This is a genomic window from Brucella tritici (genome assembly GCF_008932285.1).
GTDB lineage: Bacteria > Pseudomonadota > Alphaproteobacteria > Rhizobiales > Rhizobiaceae > Brucella > Brucella tritici.
In genome coordinates this window covers 252,068-275,694 of record NZ_WBVY01000003.1, presented here as the reverse complement: position 1 = coordinate 275,694, position 23,627 = coordinate 252,068, and the positions used below count along the sequence as shown (strand labels likewise).

Below are 23,627 nucleotides of genomic sequence, written 5' to 3'. Positions count from 1 at the left end.
GACAATCAGTTGGCCCATTCGCCACTGCGCATCACCGGCTCGCGGGTTCCGTCCGCGTTGATGCCATCGACGTCGATCTGGCCGGAGCCGATCATCCAGTCGATATGGATAAGGCTCGAATTACCACCCTGCGCCTTGATCTGTTCCGGCGTCAGTTTTGCGCCGTCGATAAAGCACTTGGAATAGCACTGGCCGAGTGCGATGTGGCTTGCGGCATTCTCGTCAAACAGGGTGTTGTAGAACAAAAGCCCACTCTGCGATATCGGCGATGAATGCGGAACCAGCGCCACTTCACCCAGATGACGGGCACCTTCATCCGTATCCAGCACCTTGTTGAGCACTTCTTCACCGCGGCTTGCCTTCGCCTCGATAATTCGTCCGCCTTTAAAGCGAACCGCAATATTCTCGATCAATGTGCCCTGATGCGACAGAGGCTTGGTACTCGTCACATAACCTTCGACACGCAATGCATGCGGTGCAGTGAACACTTCTTCCGTCGGAATGTTCGGATTGCAGGTGATCCCATTCTTCGCCGTAGACGCGCCGCCGTGCCATTCATGACCGTCGGCAAGCCCGACCGTCAGATCGGTGTTCGGGCCTTTGAAATGCAGGGCACTATACGCCTTGCCATTCAGGAAACGGGTGCGGGTGCGAAGCGCTGCGTTGTGCGCCGCCCAGGCACCGACCGGATCGTCGACATCGACACGCGAAGCCGAGAAGATCGCATCGGCCAGCTTGCGACTGGCGATGTCCGCCGGCTCATTTGGAAACATGAGCTTTGCCCATGCCGGATTGGGATAGGAGACGATGTTCCAGTTGATGTCGAAACCAGCAATCTTTTCGAGTGCCGGCTGATAGGCTTTCGAATTGGCCCGGTTGGCGCGCGAAACCTTGGCCGGGTCCTGGTTGGAGAGAAGCATCGGATTGTCGGCAGCGATGGCCAGCCGGGCAGCGCCATCCGAATAGGCTTTTGCCATCCCTTCATAAAGCCAGCTTGCCGCGCGATCGAAACTCGCATCGGATGCGTTCTCGTAACGGGCAAGCGCCATTTCGTCATCCGCGAAGAACGGCGTTACCAATCCGGCCCCGGCCTTGTAGGCGTGCTTGGCGATAAGGCGAACCAGCGGCAAGGCCACGACCGGCGCGGTAATGACAAGATCCTGCCCCTCGCGCAATTGCAGACCAACGCGAACGGCGACTTCCGCAAGACGTTCGAGTTTCATCGGATCGATGACTGGGTTCAGCTGTTCATGAGCCATGGGTGGAAGACCTCTTAGGATGTGGAATCACCGACAGTTTATCAGACGGCATAATTTCACCACCTTTTTTCCTGCCTTTGCGTTATAGTAAATCTGCGGTCAGTGCAGAAGAAAGCAGACAGTAATGAATAAGAATGTGCTTATCTTGCTGGGCGTTACCGGTCTTCTGGCAGGGTGCGTGACCATGACGCCGGAACAACGGCGTGCCGCCGACGTACAGACCTGCCGCAGCTATGGCTTCAAGGCCAATACCGACGCTTTTGCCAACTGCCTGATGCGACTGGACCTCGATCGCAGAGCTGACAGGCGTGCCTGGCAGAATCAGGTCGATTTCTACGACACCCAGATGGTGATCTATCGCCCGATCTACCGCTGAGACTTTCGCTGGAAAGCGACAACAACCAGCTAGGAAATCAAAACGCCGGTCGGGGTGAACCAGACCGGCGTTGCAGATTATCAGATTATAAAAGCGCTTCTTACAGCGGCGCTTCGGGACGATCCTGCGACAGAAGAAGCGCACCAATGGCATCAGCCTGCTTCTGGCTTGCCGGAGCATAGCCGAGCGATGTCGGTTGCGGAGCCGTCGTATCGAATTGCGGCTGGTAGGAGGCCACCTGCATATGTGGTTCCTGCTGAGATACTGCTCCGCGGTGACGCGCCAAGCGGTCGCTACGAGCCTGCGGACCGGCACCGACACTCTGCTCCACGCTTTGAGCCTTTACAGCTTCCGCGAGCGCCACCTGAACGGTTGGCTCCGTTCCCGGAACCGGACCGGTCTGCGGCAGTGTAACGTCATAAGACGGATCCTGCGGAAGAGACGGTGATTGCGGCGAATAGGCCATAGCCAGATTGTAGGGCTCCTGCGGAACTGGATTTTGCAGCGAGCCGTCACGATTGCGCTTCTCGTAGAAGGAATTTCCACCGGCCACGAGCACGTAATGCATGTTGTTGTAAGGGAATTTCAGACCCGCCGTGTGAAAGAACATGGCGTTCTTGAGTTTTGGATGGCGCTCGCCTTTCAAGACTGCATCGGCGGCAGCCTGAACGTCGGGCAGCGCCTTGGAATTCATCTGGCGGGTGAGAACACCGGGTGCAAACTGGTTCTTCTGACCGACAACGCCGCAAATCGTATCCGGATAACGTCCCGACGCGAGGCGGTTCATAACGACGGTGCCGACCGCCAGAAGACCATCGGAACTTGAACGGTTGGATTCGAAGAACATCGCACGTTCAAGACAATTCTTGTCCCGTGTGGTGTAGGTGTAGGTCTTTACGCCATTGACGGACTTGACGTGGCTTGCCGCCGTCTTTTCCGAATTGGCTTTTCCCGAGGTTCCGGTCGTCGTGCAACCGGTCACCACGAAAGGCGCAACCACCAGCCCGATAAGAACGGGTAATTTCCACTTCGCGGCGCGCGTCAATGGCTCAGTCTCATGTTAGGACCCTTAACTGATCCAGTCATCCATTCAGGCGAACACATCTGGAACGATGCGCGCGAACGTCTGACTGCGGTGCAAGTCAAAGAGGACGAAGATCAAAGTCACACGCCCTACTGTCGCTTAATCGAATTCAAGGTTTTGGAATTTTTAGGCCAAAAAAAGGCGACGGGTCAAATCCCAACAATGCTGGAGGCGACTAAAATGTCCAAAAGCAACTCCGAATCGAGAGTGCGAATATGCCTACAAGCCCTTTAAATATATTAACAATTTCTTAACAAGAATGGCCAATTCAGATAAGATATTGATTTAATGAGATTCAAAGTCTCGTAATACACGCCATATCCCTGCCTTAATTCGCTTTTGCTTGTACATTTTTTGCATACACATTTGTGGTGTTTCAAATGATCTGCGGAGTTTCTGTTTCGAGGCGGGTTCCGTTGCTCTTCGTCAACTTTCGCAACATGTTTGTAACATCGCGTGAGATGAGACTTCTGACGCCTGTTTCGGGTCGTTGCAATGCGAATCGGGCGAGTGCGATCTGCATCACGCAAAGCTTGGCCGGAAACAAAAACGACCCGCCAAGGAAACTTCGGCGGGTCGGACAAGTCCAGTTCTTGAAGTCTCAGATAATGGCGTCCGTCACCCGAAAGAATAACCGGCACCCCGAACGGTGCGAATGGGATCGAGGGCCCGACCGACATTGATCGCTTTGCGTAACCGTCCTACATGGACGTCCACCGTGCGATCATCGACATAAATGTCCGGTCCCCAAACGCCATCCAGAAGCTGGCTGCGCGAGAAAACACGACCAGGCGACATCATGAAATATTCGAGCAGGCGGAATTCCGTCGGTCCAAGACGAACTTCCTTTTCCTTACGATAAACGCGATGCTGCTGGCGATCGAGAACCAGATCGCCCACTTTCAGCACATGCGAAAGAATGCTCGGATTGGACCGGCGCAGCATGGCTTTGACGCGCGCCAGCAGTTCCGGCGTCGAAAATGGCTTCACGACATAATCGTCCGCACCAACGCTGAGGCCGCGTACCCGTTCGCTCTCCTCGCCACGTGCCGTCAGCATGATGATGGGTAGGCGTTCCGTTTCCGACCATTGACGCAGGCGGCGGCAAAGCTCGATGCCAGATACGCCCGGCAGCATCCAGTCCAGAATGAGCAGATCCGGCACGTTCTCGCGCAAGGCGATTTCGGCCTCGTCGCCGCGCAGCATCGTATCGACCTGATAACCCTCTGCCTCAAGATTGTAGCGAAGCAGCACGCTCAGCGCCTCTTCGTCTTCGACCACAGCGATTTTGGGTGCCTGTGACATCCAGTATTTCCCTATCCAAATTCGGCGGGCGGTGGATAAAATCCCCCCAATCGACCGCGTGCCGCCGCGCTATTCACTCATTCTCACCCGCCGGACCAAAGTCCGGCTGGCTGTAGTTCAGGGTTTACGTGCCTCATCCACGACAATACCGTGGCTCAGGTCTTCCTTCGGTCGTTCGGCCGGCATTTGCAGGCCGGTCACAATGTAATAGACGGTCTCCGCAATATTAGTCGCATGATCCCCGATGCGCTCGATGTTCTTCGCGCAGAACAGAAGATGCGTGCAGGCGGAGATATTGCGCGGGTCTTCCATCATGTAAGTCAAGAGTTCGCGGAACAGAGACGTGTACATGGCGTCGATCTCGTCGTCGCGGTCGCGAACGACGTTGATCTGCTGTACCGAGCGCGATGCATAGGCGTCGAGGACGTCCTTGAGCTGGGTCAGTGCCAGTTCCGCCAGTGTTTCGAGCCCGCGATAAAGCTTTACCGGCTGACGCGATTCCGAAACGGCGGCAACACGCTTGGCGATGTTCTTACCCAGATCGCCCACGCGTTCCAGATCGGCAGAAATGCGGATCGAGCCGATGATCTCACGCAGGTCCACAGCCATAGGCTGACGCTTGGCGATAATCATCACAGCCTTGTCGTCAATCTCGCGCTCACTGGCATCGAGGATAAGATCGTCGGAGATGACGCGCTGTGCGAGCGCATTGTCCGCATTGACGATAGCGGCGACCGACTGCTCGACCATACGTTCCGCATGTCCGCCCATTTCGGCGATCTTATGGGAGAGAAACTTCAATTCCTCATCGTAGGAGCGAACGGTATGCTGAGACGGCATAGTAGACCTCGTAATATAAATTGCGGGGAAGCCGCACTGTCTATCTGTTGAAGCGCAGTTCCGGATCAGCCGAAGCGTCCGGTGATGTAGTCCTGCGTGCGCTTTTCGGTAGGCGCGGTGAACATGGTTTCCGTGTCCCCCACTTCGACCAGATTGCCGAGGTGGAACATGGCAGTGCGTTGCGAAACGCGCGCGGCCTGCTGCATGGAGTGCGTGACGATCACGATCGTATAGTTCTGGCGCAGTTCGTCGATCAGCTCTTCAACCTTCGCGGTGGCAATCGGGTCAAGTGCTGAACACGGTTCGTCCATGAGGATGACTTCCGGGCTCACCGCAATCGCGCGTGCGATGCAAAGGCGCTGCTGCTGGCCGCCGGAAAGGCCGGTGCCCGCATCGTGCAGACGGTCCTTCACTTCCTCGAACAAGCTCGCCTTCTGCAAGCTCGTCACGACGATTTCTTCAAGATCGGTCTTGGTACGGGCGAGACCATGAATGCGCGGACCGTAGGCGACATTTTCATAGATCGATTTCGGAAATGGGTTCGGTTTCTGGAACACCATGCCAACGCGGGCGCGCAGTTCGACGACATCGATCTTCGGATCGTAGATGTCTTCATTGTCGAGCGTGATCTTGCCGCCAACCTTGCAGCCCTCGATCGTGTCGTTCATGCGATTGAGCGAACGCAGGAAAGTGGACTTGCCGCAACCGGAAGGGCCGATCAGCGCCGTGACCATCTTTTCCTGGATATCCAGATCGACGTCGAACAGCGCCTGCTTCTCGCCATAAAATACGCAGACCTTGTCGCCGCGCATCTTTATGGAATTGGCGTTGGCGTTCATTTTTTCTCCTACGGCTTTCTCGAGAGATCGTTCAGTCATCAGATTCATAGCTTTCGACTCCCGTTTTACCAGCGGCGCTCGAAGCGGCGGCGCAGAATGATTGCTGCAATATTCATCACGGCAAGGAACAGAAGCAGGACAATGATAGCGCCTGACGTGCGTTCCACAAAGGCGCGTTCTGCTTCATTTGCCCACATATAGATCTGCACCGGAAGAGCAGTCGACGGGTCCATCGGTGTCGACGGTACGTCAGCGACAAAGGCCACCATGCCGATGAGAAGAAGCGGTGCGGTTTCACCAAGCGCGTGGGCAAGACCGATGATCGTGCCGGTCAGGATGCCGGGTGCGGCGAGCGGCAGGACATGGTGGAACACCATCTGCGTTTTCGACGCACCAAGACCAAGAGCTGCGGCGCGAATGGAAGGCGGTACAGCGCGAAGGGCGGCGCGCGTTGCAATGATGATGGTGGGAAGCGTCATCAGTGTCAGCACCAGACCACCGACCAGAGACGCAGAACGTGGCAGGCCGAAGAAATTGATGAAGACTGCAAGCCCGAGCAGGCCGAACACGATGGATGGCACGGCCGCCAGATTATTGATGTTCACCTCAATCATGTCGGTGAACCGGTTCTTCTTGGCGAATTCTTCCAGATAGATCGAAGCGGCGACACCGATCGGCAGCGACAAGCCTAGAACGATCAGCATCATGTAGAGAGAGCCGACCAGCGCAACGCCAAGACCGGATGTTTCCGGGCGGCTGGAAGCGCCGAAGGTGAAGAGACCGGTATTAAAGGCCTCCTTCATGACGCCCTCTTCCGAAAGCGTCTTCATCCAGCCAATCTGACGGTCCGAAACCTTGCGGTTCGTCTCTGGCACGGAAAGGTCGATCTGCCCCTTGAAAGCGGAATCGATGTCGGCGCCTGCCAGAACCGGAACGGTCTGCGTCGTGCCGATGAGCGATGGATTGTCCATCACAAGCTTACGCAACTGAATACGCACGCCGTCCGAATAGAAGCGGCCAAGATCGCGCATCGCCGGACGGTCTGTCGTGGCAACACCCAGCTTTTCAGCCAGCGCATTGCGCACCAGCAACGGATAGTTGGCCGTGATCAGCACATTCGGATCGGTCGCGCGCTTGTTGCCCGGATCGATCACGCTCTCTTCAAGCTTGACCGGCAGATAAAGCGTCGTCTGCCAGAAGGCTGTATAGCCCTTGGAGAAGACCGAGAAGAGGAGTGCGCACAGGAAGAACACGCCGATGGCAATCGCAGCAATACCGTAATAGCGGAAGCGGCGTTCGGCAGCGTAGCGGCGTTTCAGTCCGATATCGCGACGTGTCGGCTGTACCGTGGCGCCCTGGGCGTTGAAGGTCGTATCGGTCATTATTCGTACTGCTCCCGGTACTTGCGCACGATGTGCAACGCAAAGATGTTCATGATCAGCGTCAGGACGAAAAGCGTGATGCCGAGTGCAAAGGCCACCAGCGTTTGCGGCGAGTTGAACTCAAGGTCGCCGGTAAGCTGGTTGACGATCTTCACCGTGATGGTGGTCATCGCCTCGAATGGATTGATATTGATGCGCGCCGCAACACCTGCGGCCAGAACCACGATCATGGTCTCGCCGATAGCGCGGGATGCGGTCATCAGAAGCGCGCCGACAATACCCGGCAAAGCAGCCGGAAGGACCACGCGCTTGATGGTTTCAGAACGGGTTGCTCCAAGACCGAGCGAACCGTCGCGTAAGGTCCGTGGCACGGCAGTGATGATGTCGTCCGAAAGCGAGGACACAAAGGGGATCAGCATCACGCCCATGACAAGACCGGCGGTCAGAACGCTCTGCGCCATGATGAAACCCTGCCCGCCTGCAATGGCAATCGAAAGATCGCGCAGGAATGGTCCGACAGTCACAAGGGCGAAGAAACCGTAGACGATGCTGGGGATGCCGGCCAGAAGCTCGAGGACTGGCTTTACAACTGTGCGCACTCGGGGCGAAGCATATTCCGCCATATAGATTGCCGAGAAAAGCCCCACCGGAACGGCGAACAGCATGGCCACAAGCGCGATATAGAGCGTACCCGCCAGAAGCGGGATGAGACCGAACTGGCCTGTTTCACCACCCGAGCCGGCTGCGGCAAAGCGCGGGTCCCAGACAGTGCCGAAGAAGAAATCCCACGGCGAAACGGATTGGAAGAAGCTGATGGTCTGGAACAGCATCGAACAGATGATGCCGACCGTCGTCAGAATGGCGATACCGGATGCGGCGATCAGCCCCCAGAGAACGATACGCTCGACATTGTTGCGCGCGCGCATACGGCGGCTGATCGTGGAAAGGCCAAAGATCAGACCTGCGATGGCGATCACCAGAGAAACAGCGGAACCAATGGTGTGCGTCAGCGCGGTAGTCTTTTTCAGGTAGAGCGCGATCGGCACCATGTAATCCTGGCCTTCGGTCGCGAGTGCCACACCCTTGGATGCAAGAACGGCGCGAGCATCCTGATAATTTGCCGGGAAGCTTTCCAGTTCAGCAGGCGTCAGCCGTTCAAGCCCGTTGGCCAGACCGCGCACCATACCAAGCTGCAAGCTGCGATTGGTGAAAGAACCGCCCTCAATGGCGTCCGGCAAACGGGCCGTAGCACTGTGATCGAGATAGACCGACGTTCCAACAGCCCATACAGCGAGAAACAGAACCGCAGGCAATGCGGAAACGAGGAAAACCCACCAGCCATGATAATGCGGGCGGGAATGCATTTTCTCGGTCGGCGAGGCTTTTGCAGAAGCAGACTGCGCCTTGTCCAGTGCAACGGCACGCTGGCGGCCTATGAAGAATCCGATCAGCCCGATTGCAACGATACTGACGAGAACCAGAAAGAAGGACATTCAATTTCCCCGGTTGCCCTGATGAATGCGGACGGTTTTGAGGTGCAGCTTCCACCCAGGCCGTTCCACGCGGATGCGCCTGTCTTAATGCAAAGGCGCGAAAGGAGAAGAACGCGGAGATTTGTCATCCCCGCGTTCCACAGATCAAAACTTACTTCGCAGCCATCGTCTTGCCTTCGGAGAAGGCAGCACGCTGTGCTTCACGTTCTGCATCTGGAGCAGGAACGAGGCCGTATTCGGCGAGCGGGCCGTCAGGACCGATCATCTGGTCGTTCAGGAAGAACTCAACATATTCCTTCAGGCCCGGGATGACGCCGAGGTGAGCCTTCTTCACGTAGAAGAACAGCGGGCGCGACACTGGATATTCGCCCGAAGCGACGGTAGCAGCCGAAGGGGTGATGTCGTTGACGGTCGCAACTTTTAGCTTGTCTGCGTTGTTTTCGTAGAAATAGAGGCCGAAAACGCCAACGCCGGTCTTGTTCGAGTCGATACGAGCGAGAGTTTCAGCATAGTCACCGTCGATATCGACAGCCTTGCCGTCCTTGCGAACTGCGATACAGGCCGAAGCGGCAGCCTTGTCGTCGAGACCGGCCTTCTTGATTTCGTCCAGAGCGCCGGAGTGCTTGCAGCCGTCAGCAAGAACCTTTTCTTCGAAAACTTCACGGGTACCGTGCTTTTCGCCCGGAATGTAGGCGGCGATGTCCCAATCCGGAAGGTTCGGATTGACCTGGTTCCACTTGGTGTTTGGATTGTCGACCAGTTTGCCGTCTACGACCAGCTTGGCGGCCAGAGCCTTGTAGACATCTTCCGGCTTCAGCTTCCAATCCGGACCCTTTGCGTCGGTTGCGAAAACGATGCCGTCATAGCCGAAACGAACTTCCTGAACGTCCTTGACGCCAGCGTCGATGCACGACTTCAGTTCCGAGTCCTTCATGGCGCGCGATGCATTGGCGATGTCGATGGTGTTTTCGCCGACGCCCTTGCAGAATTCCTTGATGCCTGCGCCCGAGCCGCCCGATTCAACAACCGGCGTCTTGAAGTTCGGGAAGGTTTCACCGAAGGTCTCGGCGACGATCTTCGCATAAGGCAGAACGGTCGAGGAACCGGCAACCTGAATCTGATCGCGCGCCTGAGCGGCGGAAACCGACATAACGGCAGCGATGGCAAGCGCTGCGGTTGAGGAAATCATCTTGTTCATGAGCTGCGGCTCCTGTTGTAAAAGACATATGACGATGTGGCGTCGTTAGCCCTCTACGCGCTCTATATTACATTCATATGACACTATTGTTACAGGTTTGTATCAGAACCGCTTGCCATTGATTTTGTGGGGTTTTGCCGCGCCTTGAACCGGCAAATATTTCAGGCTTTAAAAATGCGGCAAACGCGCACCGAGAGCCTCGATGCCGGAAACATCGACATTGGCGAAGGCAAAGCGCAGGAAGGCTTCCTGTCCTTCACCGAAGAACCGGCCCGGCAAAGTGATGATGCCGAGCGACTTCGCAAGGCGCTCGGCAACCTCAACCGATGAGACATCCGGGTAAGGATGACGCACAAAAGCGAAATAGGCTCCGACCGCCTCCACATGCCAGCCTTTGATATTGGCCATGACTGACTGCAATGCAGAGGCGCGCCTTGCAATCTCGCCGCGATTATCATCACGCCAGCCGGTCAAAGGTTCGATAGCGCGCGCGACAGCAATCTGCGGCGCACGGCTTGCGCATATCTGCAGATTGTCCATAACTTTTGCGACGTTCTCGACCATCGCCTGGCCCGCAACAATTGCACCAAGCCGGTGTCCCGGTATGCAGAACGATTTTGAAAAGCTGTAAAGCTGGATCAGATGCGACGGCCAATCCGTCTCGTCAAACAACCGGTGCGGCGGTTCGTTGGCATCAGCCAGAAAATCGCGATAGGTCTCGTCCAGAATAAGCCATGTCCCATTGTCGCGGCACAACGCATAGATTTCCGACAACAGCCCCGCCGGATAAATCGCCCCGGTTGGGTTGTTCGGGGAAACAAGTGCCAGCGCCGTGATACCCGGACGAAGCGCAGCGCGAACGTCCTCCACGCTAGGGATGAAACCATTCCGGGCATGGCAAGGCACTGAGCCAGAAGCGATACCGAGCATGTCCAGCGATGAACGATGATTAAAATAGAACGGATCGGTGGTCAGCACCGTATCACCGCTTTGCGCCACACACATGATGGCGGCGATAAAGGCCTGATTACAACCGGATGTGATATGAACGTTGGCGGCATCGATCTGCGCGCGATAAAGCTGACCGACATGCGCCGCATAAGCCCCGCGCAAAACCTTTTCACCCTCGATCGGACCGTAACCGGCGGAAGCTACCGATCCCGCCGCCTCACCCAGAAAACGCAGCATATCGGGATGCGGAGGGTAACCGGGAACGGCCTGAGACAGATCAATAAGCGCGCCATGCGACCCGTCATAGTCCCGCGCCCAGGCCTGGACCGCCGGGATGGGCGGTGCGGAAAGGCGATTAATCAGCGGATTGATGGCAGGCATGGACATTGGCGGCTCCCCATTTCAGAGCGGTTCCAGTTAAAACGGAATCGTGGAACCGACCTATCTCTTTGTTTTTACGCATTATCCTACGCAAAACCGCTTCGCACTTTTGCTGGAAATGCTCTAATCAGCCACTCTTACCGTGATCGCTGGCGTGATTGAAGCTGTTATTCGCTTGGACGCGAAAGCACGTAAGCTGCGGACCCGAGCATGAAGATCGTTACTGCTGTTGCCAGCAGCCAGCCAGGCTTCGCCCCCCACCAGAACAAGCCATAGCCAACCGTCATGCCGATACAGGCATAAAGCTTCGCGCGCGGCGGAATGGCTCCGCGATCACGCCATTTGATGACGAGTGGACCGAAACGCTGATCGGCAAGCAAGCGCGCTTCAAGCTTTGGGGATGATCGTGCAAAGAACCACGCGGCAAAAATGATGAAGATCGTAGTTGGCATGACCGGCAGGAACGCGCCAATAATGCCAAGCCAAAGCATGAGAAAGCCGAGGCAAAGATAGAGTATCCGCTTGCTCGCTGAAATTGTTGGCGACACGGCTTCGGTTCTGTCTTTTTCGGGGTGGTCCTGCATGGTTTTCCATCGTCTGATCTGGATGTTTATAGCAGGATTCTAGCGGCTTCGTGCAGGCTCTCGGCGGTCAAAGAAACGTCATCCCACGGCCTTTCCACCCCTGTGGATAACTTTTTGAGATTGGTAAGGAATTGTGAAACACAGTCATAAATTGCAATTTTGCCCCCGAAATGCCTTATTTCGTCAACTTTGCTGATGAAGCTGAAAACTTGCCCTACAAATAAAAATTGCAAACCGGGTTCTTTCAATCTGGAACCAGGCAAGCAGCTTTTCTTGCAATCGGTACGCGAAAACAAGGCACGGCAAAGGCTTGCCGCAGATTCCTAACGAATCGTAAACAGCTTTACAGCAACGCAGCCAACTCTTTCCTAATATTCCTTGGTTATGTTTATATCTTTAAGTAAACAACGTTCAGTATAGGATGATTTTCCCGGTACGATATAGATTCAATTATCGCATAATGTTCTCATTCGAACCACGTCAGCGCCACATTTAGATTCCAGTTCGCAATTGTCTTTCTCAGCGACAACTGTGGGACACCCCGTTAACAACTAGTGGATCTGGCATGACTTTCAAGACCCGTATGGCTATGCTTGCCGTTGCGGCAACCGGTCTTCTCGCGGCCACCGCAATCGAGGCTTCAGCACAGCAATGCGGCGGTGCCTCCTGGTACGCCCTCACTTCCCGTACGGCTTCGGGTGAACGTATGAACCCATCCGGCCTGACCGCAGCGCACCGCACCCTGCCGCTTGGCAGCAAGGTCAAGGTTACCAATCAAAGAAACGGCAAGTCGCTCGTCGTGCGCATCAATGATCGCGGCCCGTTCATCAAGGGACGCGTTCTGGACCTGTCGAAAGGTGCCGCAGGCCGGCTTGGCTTCATCGGCGCAGGACACACCAAGGTCTGCTTTACGCCGCTTTGATTTCGACGAAGCTTCGCCCGACTGCGGGATATGGAGCATTTCCGGTCCAAGTTCGATCGTTGGAAATGCTCCATCGAATTGTTTGCGGCATGTCCTTGCCCCAAGACCGGCTCCCACTTTTGGGCGACATGCCTATTTCCGGTCCAGCCGGTCGGTGAACCAGCGGGTCAGCTTGATCCAGACCTCGTCCTTTTCGGCGGCATCCTCGATCCCGTGTTCAAGATTGGGATTATCGTTGACCTCGATCACCACCACGCCGTCGTCCGTTTCCTTGAGATCGACGCCATAAAGTCCGTCGCCAATGCAGCGTGCCGCGCGCAGCCCGGTTTCCAGAACCGACGGCGGCGCGTCGCCCAGCGCATAGGAACGAAACCCGCCTTCCAGGGGCTTGCCGCCCGTATCGTGCTTGACGATCTGCCAATGGTTCTTGGCCATCATGTACTGACAGATGAAAAGCGGCTTGCCATCAAGAACGCCGACCCGCCAGTCGAACTTCGTCGGCATGTATTTCTGCGCCAGCAGGAGATCGCTATCCTCCAGCCATAAAGTGGCAAGCGCTTTCAGTTCGGCAAAATCCTTCACCTTCTTCACACCGCGCGAAAATGACGAATCCGGTATCTTGATCACCATCGGAAAGCTGAGCACATCGGCAGCGCGCTCCAGGTCCTCCTCACCTGCAATCATCACCGTCGGCGGAACCGCCACGTCGTTCGCCTGCATCAATTCGTGCAGATAAACCTTGTTGGTGCAACGGATCATGGAAATCGGATCATCAATCACCGGCATGTTTTCCTGCTGCGCCCGCCGGGCGAAACGGTAGGTGTGATTGGAGATCGATGTCGTCTCGCGAATGAATAGTGCGTCAAAATTGGCAAGCCGCGGCAGATCACGCTTGCCGATTGGCTCTACTTCCACTCCGAGCCGGGCTGCGATTCTTGCCCAATGCTTCAGCGTCGAGACGGTAGACGGCGGCATGGCCTCCTTCGGATCGCACAGAGTTGCGAAGGAATAGCGAGCCGGAACCTTTGGGCGTGCGGCGCGCCACTCACGCTGGGTATAGCGATCAAGCGCGTCCTCGAAGCGTTCCTTCTGCATTTTGGTAAACTTGGTGATATTCGCAAAGCCGATCTTCTGGATGCGCGCCCATTCACCGGGTTTGACCGTGACTTCCAGCGACGGCGCACGAAACCAGTCGAACAGCAGCCGTCCAAACCGTTCAAACTCGGGATTATCGGCAAGGCCAAAATGCACATGGATCGTTTCCGGTGCTTTTTCCGGATGCTTGCCGAGCGCCTTGTTCAGCATGTCTTCCAGTTCCGGAATAGCGTTTTCATAAAGCCGCCGTTCCGACAGATCGATCATCGTTTCCACGGAAGGGATGATGCGATGCCCTCGCGCTTCAGCCAGAAGCGAAGCGTAATAGCCACGGCTTTGATAGGCGTAGGAGCGCGACAGGTTGATGATGCGTGGGCGCAGCTGTCCGTTGAAGAGCGCGGGATGCGCGAGATAGTCGCGCGTGGTCATGACCTTGTGTGGCGTGGCCCCATTGTCGATATCCGAGAGGCGCCCTACCAGAATGACGCAGATCGTCATCAGTCCGTCCTTTTTTCCAGAATAACGGCTGCCCTGAGTCCATCACTGCCGAACCGTGCGATGCGGTCGAAAATGTGAAAGGGAACAGGGACATTTGCAGCATCGGCAATGGTTTCGCCGAGCTCTTCCTCCACCCAGGGGTCGTGAATGAGAATATGCCGCCCGTCTTCACCATGGGCGAGGACCCAGTGCGGCACTTTCTTGCCGAACATATGATAACCGCTGACCAGCACGATCACTGCCGCCCCACGGCGCAAGGCAGCCAGAATATCGTGCAAGGTGAAACCACGATAGTCCACCGGAATAGCATAGGCTTCCGTGCGCTGGCGAAAATCGGTCTGCGCCAGTTGCATGACCTTGCGTTTTTCTTCCGAACGCACCGATTGCAGGAAAAGCATGTCCTCGATGGACACGATGATCGAAGCTTTGAGACCGCGTTCGTGTGCAGCAACTGCAAGCCCGAACGGCTCACATCCGCCTGGCCCCGACATCATATAGATCGTGGTCGCATCGCGCCAAAGGCGAACTTCCAACACGGGATCAAGCCGCGTCTCTTGATTGTGCCGGGCAAGCACCATCATCAGGCAGGCTGCACCGCAGGTAAAATCGGTCGTCTGCTCGTAATATGGAAAAGCTGTGACGGGCGAAATGTCACCGCGAACCGTCTTCTCAAAACGCAGCGCATCCGAATGGTCAGCATAATAGTCGAGATAGCGTCCGATGGGGCGGTAACCGTGCCGCTTGTAGAGCGCGATGGCGCGTTCGTTGTCCTCGCGTACCTCCAGCCGCAGTAACGGGCGGTCGTGGTCGTAGGCTGCCGTTTCCGCCGCCTGCAACAGGAGAGAGCCAATGCCTTTGACCTTGGCCTCCGGGTCGACGGCTATCGAATAAAGCCTAGCAAGCGCGGTGCCATGACGAAACAGGATCATCGCATAGCCGATGACTGTTCCGCCCATCGTTGCGACAATGGTTTCTGCGGTCGGTCGCGCAATAAGGGCGCGAAATGAACGGCGGGAAATCCGGTCTGTCTCGAAACAGCGCTCTTCGATGCGCAGGAGCGCATCTATGTCGCCTGCCGTGGCCTTGCGCGTCGTTGCGCCTGTCATCTTTTGGCCTTTGCAAAGGGATCGTTACGATCCGGTCGACACCAACATTGGCTTATTCGAGGCAAAAGACAAGCGCCCGGACCGTGGCAAAATTATGAGTGATTTTCACCGCCCGATTGGTTCCGCACAGCCGCAAAATTCAATCAATAATTGTATTCTCTGGAATTACCCGCATTAACCATTAATTAAGAAGTCAGACAATCCCAAGGCGAACCGAATTGACTCCAGAGTATTTCAGACATTAACGTTTCGTTAATAAATGAGTAACTGGCGAGAGCCAAAGGGCGTTGAGTATGTTTTGCGTTGTTCGCTCGACCACAAAGATTATGGCAGCCGCCGGTTTCGCAGCTTCGCTGCTGATGGCAAGCTTTGGTGCGCAAGCCGCCTCCGGTGACTTCATGCAGACCGGCAAGCTGACCTCGCAGCCGATCGGACATTATGAATTCTGCAAGCGCGAAGCAAAGGAATGCGGCATCACGAGCCGTGACACCCGCGCACTGCAACTCAACCATTCAAACTGGCAGCGCATCATCGAAATCAATCTTTCGGTCAATGAGCGCATCAAACCGATGACCGACATGGAAATCTACGGCGTCGAGGAATACTGGGCTTACCCGACGACCGTTGGCGACTGCGAAGACTACGTTCTGCTGAAACAGCGCGAATTGCAGAAGGCTGGCATTCCGATCACCGATCTTCTGATCACCGTCGTTCGCAAGCCGGACGGCGAAGGGCACGCGGTCCTCACGGTTCGCACGGATCGCGGCGACTTCGTGCTCGACAACCTGACCGATGAAGTCATGCGCTGGAACGAGACCGACTATACCTATCTGAAGCGTCAGGCAGCGAACGATACCGGTCGCTGGGTCACCATCGAAGGCCCGGATAATCTCCTCGTAGGCTCCGTACGCTGACATCGAGACCTCCCCGTTTGTTTTTGAAAATGTCCCGGAATGTGCTATTCATTCCGGGTCTAAAAAGGAGAGGTCGGTGCGGTTAGCCCGATCCCCGTTACAAAGCGGGTCCTGGCCTTCGCGATTGCTTTCATTTCGGCAGATGCGTCGAGTCCCTTGACCTTTCACTCTGATGCAATGGTGCATTTGAGAACAAAAGGTCTTGGTTATGAAACAGCAAATCTCCGTCATTACGCTTGGTATCGCCGATCTTGAGCGCTCACGTCGTTTTTACGCCGAGGGCTTCGGCTGGGTCCCGGTTTTCGAGAATGAAGAAATCATCTTCTATCAGATGAACGGTTTCGTCCTCGGAACCTTCCTGAAAGCTTCGCTCGAAACCGATATGAACCGCAAAGGCCTCCAGCAGCCCGGCGCATTTTCCCTTGCACATAACGTGAAACTGAAATCGGATGTCGTGCCACTGATGGACCGGTTGGTTGGAGCTGGTGGCAAGCTGGTGCGTTCGGCTGACGCTCCGAACCATGGTGGTTTTCGCGGCTATGTCGCCGATCCTGACGATCACGCCTGGGAAATTGCCTGGAACCCGGCCTGGGCCATCGATGAGAATGGCTTTGTAACATTCGGAATATAAACTGATGGGCTGGTAACAGGGCGCTAAACGCGCCCTGTTGTTTATAAACACACGACTATTGGCGGCAGCGCATGACAAAAATCTATTTCATTTCACATCCGGAAGTCGTGATCGATCCCGCAAAGCCCATTCCATCGTGGAACCTCTCTGAGCATGGCATTGAACGGATGCGTTCCTTTGCCAGCCAACCGGAACTGCAATCGATCACATTGATCTGGTCCAGCACGGAAACAAAGGCAATTGAAGCGGCTGAAATTCTGGCGGGTGCTTTAAGAGTCAATCCGTTGACCGACAATCGCTTCAACGAAATCGATCGAAGCGCCACCGGCTTCCTGCCCGCCGAACAACACGAGATTATCGCCGACAGGTTCTTTTCAGCCCCCGAAACAAGCATTTGCGGGTGGGAGCGGGCCGTTGACGTCCAGCAACGCATTGTGGAAGGCTTCGGAGCCGTGAGGCGGCCTGGCACCTCTGGCGATATCGCTATCGTCGGCCATGGCGGCGCCGGTACGTTGCTTCTCTGCTTTCTTGCCGGACTTCCGATCAGCCGTCAGCATGACCAGCCTTTTCAGGGGCATTACTGGTGTTATTCAAGCGAGGACAATGCTGTCCTTCATCACTGGAAGCCGATAGCGCCACGCTGACCAGCTTCCAATGATAGCTTATACTGCGGAGACCAGCCTTTCCGCGCCTATGCGATAGGATATGGCACTGGCCAGGTGGATGCGACCGACCTTGTCGCTGGCGTCCAGATCGGCCAGCGTGCGGGCAACTTTCAGAATGCGATGATAAGCGCGAGCGGAAAACCGCATCTGTTCGCTCGCGTCGCGCAAAAGCTTGAGGCCTGCCGCATCCGGCTCAGCGACTTCCTCTATAAGTTTCGCCGAACAATAGGCATTGGTCATGGACGGTTCCAGACCGAGGGCTGAATAACGCTGGGTCTGGATCGAGCGGGCACGTGCGACGCGTTGCGCAACCGTTTCGCTCGTTTCAGACCGGGATGACTTGATGAGATCGAAAGCAGAGACGGCGGGCATATCCACTCGCAAGTCTATACGGTCGAGAAGCGGGCCTGAAATACGCGCCTGATAATCGGCCTGACAACGGGGCCCCCGCGCGCAGACATGACCGGGTTCGCCCGCCATACCACAACGGCAGGGATTCATGGCGGCGATCAGTTGAAAGCGCGCCGGATAGCTGGTGCGATGATTGACGCGTGCAATGAGACATTCGCCGGTTTCAAGTGGCTGACGCAAGGAATCCAGCACCTGTGGCGAGAATTCCGGAAACTCGTCCAGAAACAACACACCGTTATGCGCAAGCGATACCTCGCCCGGACGCGCACGCAGTCCACCGCCGACCATTGCCGCCATCGAGGCCGAATGATGCGGCGCCCGGAACGGACGTCGATCTGACAGTTTTCCACCCGAAAGCTCACCCGCAATCGAGGCGATCATCGATACGTCCAGCAATTCGCGCGGAGAAAGGCGAGGCAGAATGGATGGCAATCGCTGAGCAAGCATGGACTTGCCTGATCCCGGCGGTCCGACGAGCAGCAGATTGTGATTGCCTGCAGCGGTGATTTCGAGCGCTCGCTTGGCGGTCTCCTGCCCCTTGATATCGGCAAGGTCGAGTTCCGCTTCACCGGAAATCCGCATGGATGGTTCCGGCCGGGTCAAAACCTGCGTGCCGCGAAAATGGTTGGCAAGGGCGATCAGGCTGCGCGGAGCCAAGATATCAATGTCCGCACCCGCCCAGGCTGCCTCTGGCCCACACGCATAAGGGCAGATGAGCCCCTTCTCGTCCCGGTTCGCACCGATTGCAGCAGGCAGGACGCCTGCCACCGGCGTTATCGAACCATCGAGCGATAGTTCACCCAGAACGAGATAGGACTGGATCGCATCCGCCGGAATGGCGCCGATTGCCGCCATAAGCCCAACAGCAATGGGCAAATCGTAATGCGATCCTTCTTTCGGCAGGTCGGCAGGCGCCAGATTGACCGTTACCCGCTTGGTCGGCATGGAAAGGCCCGAGGCGTGCAATGCCGCCTGCACCCGCTCACGGCTTTCCGCCACGGCCTTGTCTGGCAGGCCGACGATGGACATGCCCATCTTGCCCGGCGCAACCATCACCTGCACATCAACTGGCACAGCTTCTATGCCTTGAAAAGCAACCGTTCCAACCCGCGCGACCATATGCCCCCGCTCGCCACGCAATACATCTCTTAAGTGAGTAAAAACTCAAATACAACTTAGAGAGTTAAGCACGGACGAGCGGCAAGTTCAAGAACGTTAAGAGAACAAATTTGGGTCTGCTCCTACCGCTTGGCTTCGACCGCATCCCAGAACAGGGCCGCAATGTTGGTCCCGTCGAAACGCTGGATTTCGCGGATACCAGTCGGAGAGGTAACGTTGATTTCGGTCATGTAATCGCCAATCACATCGATGCCAACCAGGATGAAGCCACGCTCCTTCAACGATGGGCCAATACGTTCGCAAATCTCGCGTTCCCGCGGCGTAAGCTTGCTCTGTTCGGCACGCCCGCCAACATGCATGTTGGAACGGGCATCGGTTTCCGACGGCACACGATTAATCGCGCCGACGGGTTCGCCATCGATCAGAATGATGCGCTTGTCACCAGCGCGCACGTCTTTCAGATAGCGCTGCACGATGAACGGCTCCTTGAAGAGCTGGCCGAACATTTCCAGAAGCGAGGTCAGGTTACGGTCACCATCGGCCAGATGGAAAACGCCCGCGCCGCCATTACCGTAAAGCGGCTTCAAAATGATGTCGCCGAACTCGCGACGGAAATCCATGACTTCCTGCGGGTCCTTGGTGATGAGTGTTTCCGGCATCAGGTCAGGAAACTCTGTCACGAAGATTTTTTCGGGACTGTTGCGCACCCAGGCCGGATCATTGACCACCAGCGTCTTCGGGTGAATCCGCTCCAGAAGATGGGTTGTGGTAATGTAGTTCATGTCGAAGGGCGGGTCCTGACGCAGAAGAACCACATCCATTTCCGACAGGTCACGGCGGATCGGTTCGCCCAGCGTATAGTGATCGCCCTTGACGTCGCGCACTTCCATCTTTTCCAGGCGGGCGGAAACGACGCCGTCACGCATCGAAAGCCGGTCCGGCGTATAATGGTAAAGCTCATGACCGCGCTTCTGCGCCTCCAGCGATAGGGCGAATGTGGTGTCGCCTGCAATGTTCACCGTGCTGATATGGTCCATCTGGACCGCGACTTTGAGAGCCATGATTTCCTCGCGATTCGAAGTTGCGGGAAATCTAAAACGGAATGACCAGGCAACATAGTCCTTTCTCTCAATCCGTCCTCGGGCGTTGGTTGTGTACTTACAATGCTTGAAGTTGAACTGGATCAGCTTTCATCCGTTGATTATGCTGGATGCAATCGCTTCGGGCGTCTCGGGAGGAAAAAGTGACCGTCGTTAAAACTACCCTGTTTGCCGACCATGTAGCAGAACTGGGCGAAGGCCCCGGCTATGACCCCTTGAGCGGAAATGTCTGGTGGTTCGATATACTCGGCCAGAAACTGATCGAGAAGAACTGGGAAAGCGGTAAAATCAACGTCCATGCGCTGGGCATGAAGGCCAGCGCCCTTGCCGTCATCGATCGCGACCGGCAGTTGATCGTCAGCGAACACGGGCTGTTCATTCGCGAGCGCGCCAATGGGCGATTGACCCTTCATCATCCACTTGAAGCCGAGAATGAAGTCACCCGCTCCAATGATGCGCGCGTGCATCCATCGGGATCGTTCTGGATCGGCACGATGGGTAAAAAAGCCGAAACCGATGCCGGGTCGATCTGGTGGTATCGCGAAGGCCAGGTGAAAAAGCTGTTTTCCGGCATCACGATCACCAATTCGATCTGCTTTTCTCCTGATGGCAAGGTCGCTTATTTCGCCGATACTGATCGCAATATCATCTGGCGTGTCGACACGGACCCCGAAACCGGATTGCCGATATCCGACAAAAGCGTCTTCCATCACCGCGTCGAAGACGGCGGTGTCGATGGCTCGGTTGTTGATGCGGAAGGTACGCTGTGGAATGCCTGCTGGGGGGGCAGTTCGATCAATGCCTATTCACCGCAAGGCCGCCTGATCCGCTCAATTTCGCTGCCGGTCCGCCAGCCATCATGCCCCGCTTTCGTCGGACCGGATGCCACGGTGATGATCGTGACCAGCGCCAATGAAGGTCTCGACGAGGAGGCCCGTCTTGCCGATCCCCATGCCGGAAAAGTGCTGCTGCTCGATCTGACGCTTGCCGGACGGCATGATCCGCCGGTCCGGCTCTAAACAGCAAATGAAAAAGGGCCCCTGCGGGCCCTTTGATTTTAGATACCTTCAACGATGACGATTTCACCATCCGCAACCGTCTGGCGGATCGCCTTCGCCGCCTGATATTCGGGCGAATTGTAGCAATCGAGCGCGTGCTGCATGGTCTCGAATTCGATGATCACATTGCGGGCACGACCCCGTCCCTCGACTGCGTCTGTCTTGCCGCCACGCGCAATGAAATTTGCACCATAACGCTCGAACGCAGGTTTTGCGGTCGAAACGTAATCCTTGTATCGCTCGGGATCACGAACATCCACGCGGGCAATCCAGTAGGCTTTGGTCATGCTGTTTCCTCCACTAGCTATTTGATAGAACGGAACGCATTTCATCGAGAATGGCAAGGGCTGCTGCCTTACGATCAACTGCGCCGACAATCGGGCGAGCGACGACCAGATGGCTGGCTCCGGCTTTCAAGGCATCCGCAGGGGTCATGACCCGCTTCTGGTCGCCCTTTTCCGAACCGGCGGGGCGAATGCCCGGCGTGACGATGGCCATGTCCGGGCCAACCGCCTGACGGATAGCGGCCGCTTCAATGGCGGAAGCAACGATGCCCCCCATACCCGCCTCCCGTGCCTGACGGGCTCGTTTCAGCACCAGCGTTTCCGCATTGTCGGAATATCCGGCTTCCCGCAGATCGTCATTATCCATCGAGGTCAGAACCGTCACGCCCAGGAGGCAGAGGTCCGATCCTCTGGCGGCTTCCACCGCTGCCCGCATCGCTTTCGGATAAGCATGAAGCGTGAGCATGGACACGCCCATCTTCGCGACATTCTCGACACCCTTGGCAATGGTGTTGTCGATATCGAGCAACTTCATGTCGAGGAAGACTTTCTTCTTCGCCGCCACGAGGCTTTTTGCGAAGTCGAGTCCACCTGCAAAAACCAGCTGATAGCCGATCTTGTAGAAGGAAACGGCATCGCCCAGCTCTTCGACCACCTTTTCCGCTTCGGCAATGGTCGGCACGTCGAGGCCCACGATCAAGCGCCCAGATGCATCCCCGGGCGCTTGATCGCGCAAATCTGTCGTCGTCATGAGAGTCTCCGTGGTGATTTTTACTCTCTTCGCACAACAGGACCCGTTACGAAAGAGACGGAATCAGCTTTTTGCTTCTTCCACCCGTGCGATGAGGCTGCGGCAGACAGCAGAAAGCATTCTGGCGCTGCGTTCTTCTTTCAGCGTTCCATCGTCATTGAACGCTACCGATGCGTGACCGACCGAACATTGCTCGGTGACGATCTGCACGCCGACATTCATCAGAACAGCACGCAAATGATAAAGTCCGCGCATACCGGCGAACATGCCGTCGGAGCTGGAACACAGGCCGACGGTCAGGCCAGCATAGGGTCTGAACGGCTTGTCTCCATCCCTTGAAATGCGGCTGACCCAATCAATGGTGTTTTTCAGAAGCGGCGGGATCGATGCATTATATTCCGGCGAGCAGATCATCAGGCCATCCTGTTCGGCGAACAGGCGACCGAGCTTCATGGCGTTCTCCGGAACACCATGCTCGTTCTCCAGATTCTGGTCCATGATCGGCAGAGGATAGTCGGCAAGCGTGATGCGCGTGACCTCAGCACCCTGCGTCCGCAATTCCTTTTCGGCGGCATCCGCCATATGGCCGGAAAAAGCACCGATACGAACCGAACCTGCGAAGACGAGAATACGTGCAGTCATGAAAAGCCTCGTGCGAAACTAGAGCATTTCCTGTTTTGATTGAATCATTAGAAATGCTCTATCTGTTTGTTTTTACGCATGTCTTTATCCCGAAACCGGTTCCCACTTTCAGGAGACATGCTCTAGACCAAAGGGCTGCGATAAACCCAAAGCTGCGCCGGAGGCACATTGCGCACCACGAAATCATAGTGCTGGACGGTATAATTGCCGCGACCGGCGGGAACCGGCGGCAAGGGACCATAGGTGATCTGCATCAAAGGCCGCCCGCGTGGAATGCGTGAAAGCAGGCTTTCCACGAGCTGGATGCGCCCGTCCATGGGGAAATTGAGCATCGGCACAGCGGAGATGATGCAATCGAATTTCTGGTCCTTCTTCTCACCCAAAGCACTGTCGAGGTCGAATGCATCGCCCTGAATGATATTGACCTCTGGAAAGATCGTGTTCAGGTGATCCACGAAATCCTGCGAATATTCGATGGAATAGAGGTCGGCAGGTTTTACGCCCAGTTTCAGGATCGCCTTGGTGATGACGCCCGTGCCCGGTCCAAGTTCCAGAACCGGAAGGCCGGAGCCGGTATCGATGACGCTGGCCATACGGCGCGCTGTAATGGAACTCGTCGGCAAAATAGCGCCGACCGCTTTTGGCCCGTCTATCCATCCCTTGAAAAAACGGATCTCCTCATCGAACTTAGCGGCCAGTTTCCTGCCGAGCTGTCCTGCCATTCTCGCTGCTCCCATTG

24 protein-coding genes are annotated in these 23,627 nt (G+C 56.1%); 6 read left to right on the top strand and 18 right to left on the bottom strand.

The annotated features are described in order from the left end of the window. Positions 1-5: 5 nt before the first annotated feature. Positions 6-1,259, bottom strand: coding sequence for an aminopeptidase (locus F9K94_RS11190; protein WP_151645672.1), 1,254 nt, complete (start codon positions 1,257-1,259; stop codon positions 6-8). 124 nt (positions 1,260-1,383) lie between these two features. Here F9K94_RS11190 and F9K94_RS11185 point away from each other — a divergent pair, with 124 nt between their 5' ends. Beyond that, on the top strand, positions 1,384-1,635 hold the full coding sequence (locus tag F9K94_RS11185) for a hypothetical protein (protein ID WP_151645670.1): 252 nt from the start codon (positions 1,384-1,386) through the stop codon (positions 1,633-1,635). 100 nt (positions 1,636-1,735) lie between these two features. Here the strand turns inward: F9K94_RS11185 and F9K94_RS11180 are convergent, their stop codons facing one another. The 9 genes from F9K94_RS11180 to F9K94_RS11140 all read right to left on the bottom strand — a co-directional run bounded on the left by F9K94_RS11180 (position 1,736) and on the right by F9K94_RS11140 (position 11,692). Then, on the bottom strand, positions 1,736-2,680 hold the full coding sequence (locus tag F9K94_RS11180) for a cell wall hydrolase (RefSeq protein WP_151555276.1): 945 nt from the start codon (positions 2,678-2,680) through the stop codon (positions 1,736-1,738). A gap of 657 nt (positions 2,681-3,337) precedes the next feature. Beyond that, the gene (phoB, locus tag F9K94_RS11175) at positions 3,338-4,024 is read right to left on the bottom strand and encodes a phosphate regulon transcriptional regulator PhoB (RefSeq protein WP_061344663.1); all 687 of its coding nucleotides are present in this window, start codon (positions 4,022-4,024) and stop codon (positions 3,338-3,340) included. A 117-nt stretch (positions 4,025-4,141) separates the two neighbouring features. Continuing rightward, a complete protein-coding gene (gene phoU / locus F9K94_RS11170) occupies positions 4,142-4,864 on the bottom strand; it encodes a phosphate signaling complex protein PhoU (RefSeq protein ID WP_010657755.1) in 723 nt (240 codons plus the stop codon). Between the two features lie 65 nt (positions 4,865-4,929). Continuing rightward, entirely contained in the window at positions 4,930-5,703 is a 774-nt protein-coding gene (pstB, locus tag F9K94_RS11165; protein ID WP_235813450.1) for a phosphate ABC transporter ATP-binding protein PstB, read from the bottom strand. A gap of 65 nt (positions 5,704-5,768) precedes the next feature. Next, entirely contained in the window at positions 5,769-7,085 is a 1,317-nt protein-coding gene (gene pstA, locus F9K94_RS11160; RefSeq protein ID WP_061344661.1) for a phosphate ABC transporter permease PstA, read from the bottom strand. Beyond that, complete coding sequence (pstC, locus tag F9K94_RS11155) at positions 7,085-8,578, bottom strand: phosphate ABC transporter permease subunit PstC (protein WP_061344660.1); 1,494 nt, start codon at positions 8,576-8,578, stop codon at positions 7,085-7,087. The genes pstA and pstC overlap by 1 nt, the downstream gene beginning before the upstream one ends. Positions 8,579-8,729: 151 nt before the next feature. Further along, the gene (locus F9K94_RS11150) at positions 8,730-9,776 is read right to left on the bottom strand and encodes a PstS family phosphate ABC transporter substrate-binding protein (RefSeq protein WP_151555274.1); all 1,047 of its coding nucleotides are present in this window, start codon (positions 9,774-9,776) and stop codon (positions 8,730-8,732) included. Positions 9,777-9,944: 168 nt separating this feature from the next. Beyond that, positions 9,945-11,108 (bottom strand): aminotransferase, encoded by a 1,164-nt coding sequence (locus F9K94_RS11145; RefSeq protein WP_192799505.1) that lies wholly within the window; start codon positions 11,106-11,108, stop codon positions 9,945-9,947. Between the two features lie 167 nt (positions 11,109-11,275). Then, positions 11,276-11,692, bottom strand: a complete 417-nt coding sequence (locus F9K94_RS11140; RefSeq protein WP_151645666.1) for a YbaN family protein — start codon at positions 11,690-11,692, stop codon at positions 11,276-11,278. Positions 11,693-12,257: 565 nt separating this feature from the next. Between F9K94_RS11140 and F9K94_RS11130 the strand changes: the two genes are divergently transcribed. Further along, complete coding sequence (locus F9K94_RS11130) at positions 12,258-12,614, top strand: septal ring lytic transglycosylase RlpA family protein (RefSeq protein WP_006468123.1); 357 nt, start codon at positions 12,258-12,260, stop codon at positions 12,612-12,614. A 132-nt stretch (positions 12,615-12,746) separates the two neighbouring features. On the opposite strand, the gene F9K94_RS11125 is transcribed toward F9K94_RS11130, so the two are convergent. Next, positions 12,747-14,207, bottom strand: coding sequence for a RimK family protein (locus tag F9K94_RS11125; protein WP_151645664.1), 1,461 nt, complete (start codon positions 14,205-14,207; stop codon positions 12,747-12,749). Next, on the bottom strand, positions 14,207-15,313 hold the full coding sequence (locus tag F9K94_RS11120) for a peptidase C39 family protein (RefSeq protein ID WP_151645662.1): 1,107 nt from the start codon (positions 15,311-15,313) through the stop codon (positions 14,207-14,209). Before F9K94_RS11120 ends, F9K94_RS11125 begins: the two co-directional genes overlap by 1 nt. Before the next feature lie 293 nt (positions 15,314-15,606). Here F9K94_RS11120 and F9K94_RS11115 point away from each other — a divergent pair, with 293 nt between their 5' ends. The 3 genes from F9K94_RS11115 (at position 15,607) to F9K94_RS11105 (ending at position 17,502) form a co-directional block, all read left to right on the top strand. Beyond that, positions 15,607-16,227: a transglutaminase-like cysteine peptidase gene (locus tag F9K94_RS11115; RefSeq protein WP_061344654.1), complete on the top strand. Its 621-nt coding sequence runs from the start codon at positions 15,607-15,609 to the stop codon at positions 16,225-16,227. 208 nt (positions 16,228-16,435) lie between these two features. Then, positions 16,436-16,858, top strand: a complete 423-nt coding sequence (locus F9K94_RS11110) for a VOC family protein (protein WP_151645660.1) — start codon at positions 16,436-16,438, stop codon at positions 16,856-16,858. 71 nt (positions 16,859-16,929) lie between these two features. Beyond that, a complete protein-coding gene (locus tag F9K94_RS11105) occupies positions 16,930-17,502 on the top strand; it encodes a histidine phosphatase family protein (protein ID WP_151645658.1) in 573 nt (190 codons plus the stop codon). Between the two features lie 18 nt (positions 17,503-17,520). Here F9K94_RS11105 and F9K94_RS11100 read toward each other — a convergent pair whose 3' ends face one another. Further along, entirely contained in the window at positions 17,521-19,053 is a 1,533-nt protein-coding gene (locus F9K94_RS11100; protein ID WP_151645656.1) for a YifB family Mg chelatase-like AAA ATPase, read from the bottom strand. A 122-nt stretch (positions 19,054-19,175) separates the two neighbouring features. Further along, positions 19,176-20,114 carry a glutathione synthase gene (gene gshB / locus F9K94_RS11095; RefSeq protein WP_151645654.1) on the bottom strand — a complete coding sequence of 313 codons (939 nt, stop codon included), beginning with the start codon at positions 20,112-20,114 and terminating at the stop codon, positions 19,176-19,178. A 182-nt stretch (positions 20,115-20,296) separates the two neighbouring features. Between gshB and F9K94_RS11090 the strand changes: the two genes are divergently transcribed. After that, on the top strand, positions 20,297-21,172 hold the full coding sequence (locus tag F9K94_RS11090) for an SMP-30/gluconolactonase/LRE family protein (RefSeq protein ID WP_061344649.1): 876 nt from the start codon (positions 20,297-20,299) through the stop codon (positions 21,170-21,172). Between the two features lie 38 nt (positions 21,173-21,210). Here F9K94_RS11090 and F9K94_RS11085 read toward each other — a convergent pair whose 3' ends face one another. The 4 genes from F9K94_RS11085 to pmtA form a co-directional block, all read right to left on the bottom strand. Continuing rightward, positions 21,211-21,498, bottom strand: coding sequence for a DUF1330 domain-containing protein (locus F9K94_RS11085; protein WP_061344648.1), 288 nt, complete (start codon positions 21,496-21,498; stop codon positions 21,211-21,213). Between the two features lie 13 nt (positions 21,499-21,511). Further along, on the bottom strand, positions 21,512-22,246 hold the full coding sequence (pyrF, locus tag F9K94_RS11080) for an orotidine-5'-phosphate decarboxylase (RefSeq protein ID WP_151645652.1): 735 nt from the start codon (positions 22,244-22,246) through the stop codon (positions 21,512-21,514). Positions 22,247-22,309: 63 nt separating this feature from the next. After that, positions 22,310-22,888: an NADPH-dependent FMN reductase gene (locus tag F9K94_RS11075; RefSeq protein WP_151645650.1), complete on the bottom strand. Its 579-nt coding sequence runs from the start codon at positions 22,886-22,888 to the stop codon at positions 22,310-22,312. Positions 22,889-23,010: 122 nt separating this feature from the next. Then, the gene (gene pmtA / locus F9K94_RS11070) at positions 23,011-23,610 is read right to left on the bottom strand and encodes a phospholipid N-methyltransferase PmtA (protein ID WP_151645648.1); all 600 of its coding nucleotides are present in this window, start codon (positions 23,608-23,610) and stop codon (positions 23,011-23,013) included. Between the last annotated feature and the right edge of the window lie 17 nt (positions 23,611-23,627).

What these genes read in the sequence shown, in the direction of transcription:
- F9K94_RS11190 (WP_151645672.1), bottom strand. Translation starts at nt 1,259, where the DNA reads ATGGCTCATGAACAGCTGAACCCAGTCATCGATCCGATGAAACTCGAA.
- F9K94_RS11185 (WP_151645670.1), top strand. Translation starts at nt 1,384, where the DNA reads ATGAATAAGAATGTGCTTATCTTGCTGGGCGTTACCGGTCTTCTGGCA.
- phoB (WP_061344663.1), bottom strand. Translation starts at nt 4,024, where the DNA reads ATGTCACAGGCACCCAAAATCGCTGTGGTCGAAGACGAAGAGGCGCTG.
- phoU (WP_010657755.1), bottom strand. Translation starts at nt 4,864, where the DNA reads ATGCCGTCTCAGCATACCGTTCGCTCCTACGATGAGGAATTGAAGTTT.
- pstB (WP_235813450.1), bottom strand. Translation starts at nt 5,703, where the DNA reads ATGAACGCCAACGCCAATTCCATAAAGATGCGCGGCGACAAGGTCTGC.
- pstA (WP_061344661.1), bottom strand. Translation starts at nt 7,085, where the DNA reads ATGACCGATACGACCTTCAACGCCCAGGGCGCCACGGTACAGCCGACA.
- pstC (WP_061344660.1), bottom strand. Translation starts at nt 8,578, where the DNA reads ATGTCCTTCTTTCTGGTTCTCGTCAGTATCGTTGCAATCGGGCTGATC.
- F9K94_RS11150 (WP_151555274.1), bottom strand. Translation starts at nt 9,776, where the DNA reads ATGAACAAGATGATTTCCTCAACCGCAGCGCTTGCCATCGCTGCCGTT.
- F9K94_RS11145 (WP_192799505.1), bottom strand. Translation starts at nt 11,108, where the DNA reads ATGCCTGCCATCAATCCGCTGATTAATCGCCTTTCCGCACCGCCCATC.
- F9K94_RS11140 (WP_151645666.1), bottom strand. Translation starts at nt 11,692, where the DNA reads ATGCAGGACCACCCCGAAAAAGACAGAACCGAAGCCGTGTCGCCAACA.
- F9K94_RS11130 (WP_006468123.1), top strand. Translation starts at nt 12,258, where the DNA reads ATGACTTTCAAGACCCGTATGGCTATGCTTGCCGTTGCGGCAACCGGT.
- F9K94_RS11125 (WP_151645664.1), bottom strand. Translation starts at nt 14,207, where the DNA reads ATGACGATCTGCGTCATTCTGGTAGGGCGCCTCTCGGATATCGACAAT.
- F9K94_RS11120 (WP_151645662.1), bottom strand. Translation starts at nt 15,313, where the DNA reads ATGACAGGCGCAACGACGCGCAAGGCCACGGCAGGCGACATAGATGCG.
- F9K94_RS11115 (WP_061344654.1), top strand. Translation starts at nt 15,607, where the DNA reads ATGTTTTGCGTTGTTCGCTCGACCACAAAGATTATGGCAGCCGCCGGT.
- F9K94_RS11110 (WP_151645660.1), top strand. Translation starts at nt 16,436, where the DNA reads ATGAAACAGCAAATCTCCGTCATTACGCTTGGTATCGCCGATCTTGAG.
- F9K94_RS11105 (WP_151645658.1), top strand. Translation starts at nt 16,930, where the DNA reads ATGACAAAAATCTATTTCATTTCACATCCGGAAGTCGTGATCGATCCC.
- F9K94_RS11100 (WP_151645656.1), bottom strand. Translation starts at nt 19,053, where the DNA reads ATGGTCGCGCGGGTTGGAACGGTTGCTTTTCAAGGCATAGAAGCTGTG.
- gshB (WP_151645654.1), bottom strand. Translation starts at nt 20,114, where the DNA reads ATGGCTCTCAAAGTCGCGGTCCAGATGGACCATATCAGCACGGTGAAC.
- F9K94_RS11085 (WP_061344648.1), bottom strand. Translation starts at nt 21,498, where the DNA reads ATGACCAAAGCCTACTGGATTGCCCGCGTGGATGTTCGTGATCCCGAG.
- pyrF (WP_151645652.1), bottom strand. Translation starts at nt 22,246, where the DNA reads ATGACGACGACAGATTTGCGCGATCAAGCGCCCGGGGATGCATCTGGG.
- F9K94_RS11075 (WP_151645650.1), bottom strand. Translation starts at nt 22,888, where the DNA reads ATGACTGCACGTATTCTCGTCTTCGCAGGTTCGGTTCGTATCGGTGCT.
- pmtA (WP_151645648.1), bottom strand. Translation starts at nt 23,610, where the DNA reads ATGGCAGGACAGCTCGGCAGGAAACTGGCCGCTAAGTTCGATGAGGAG.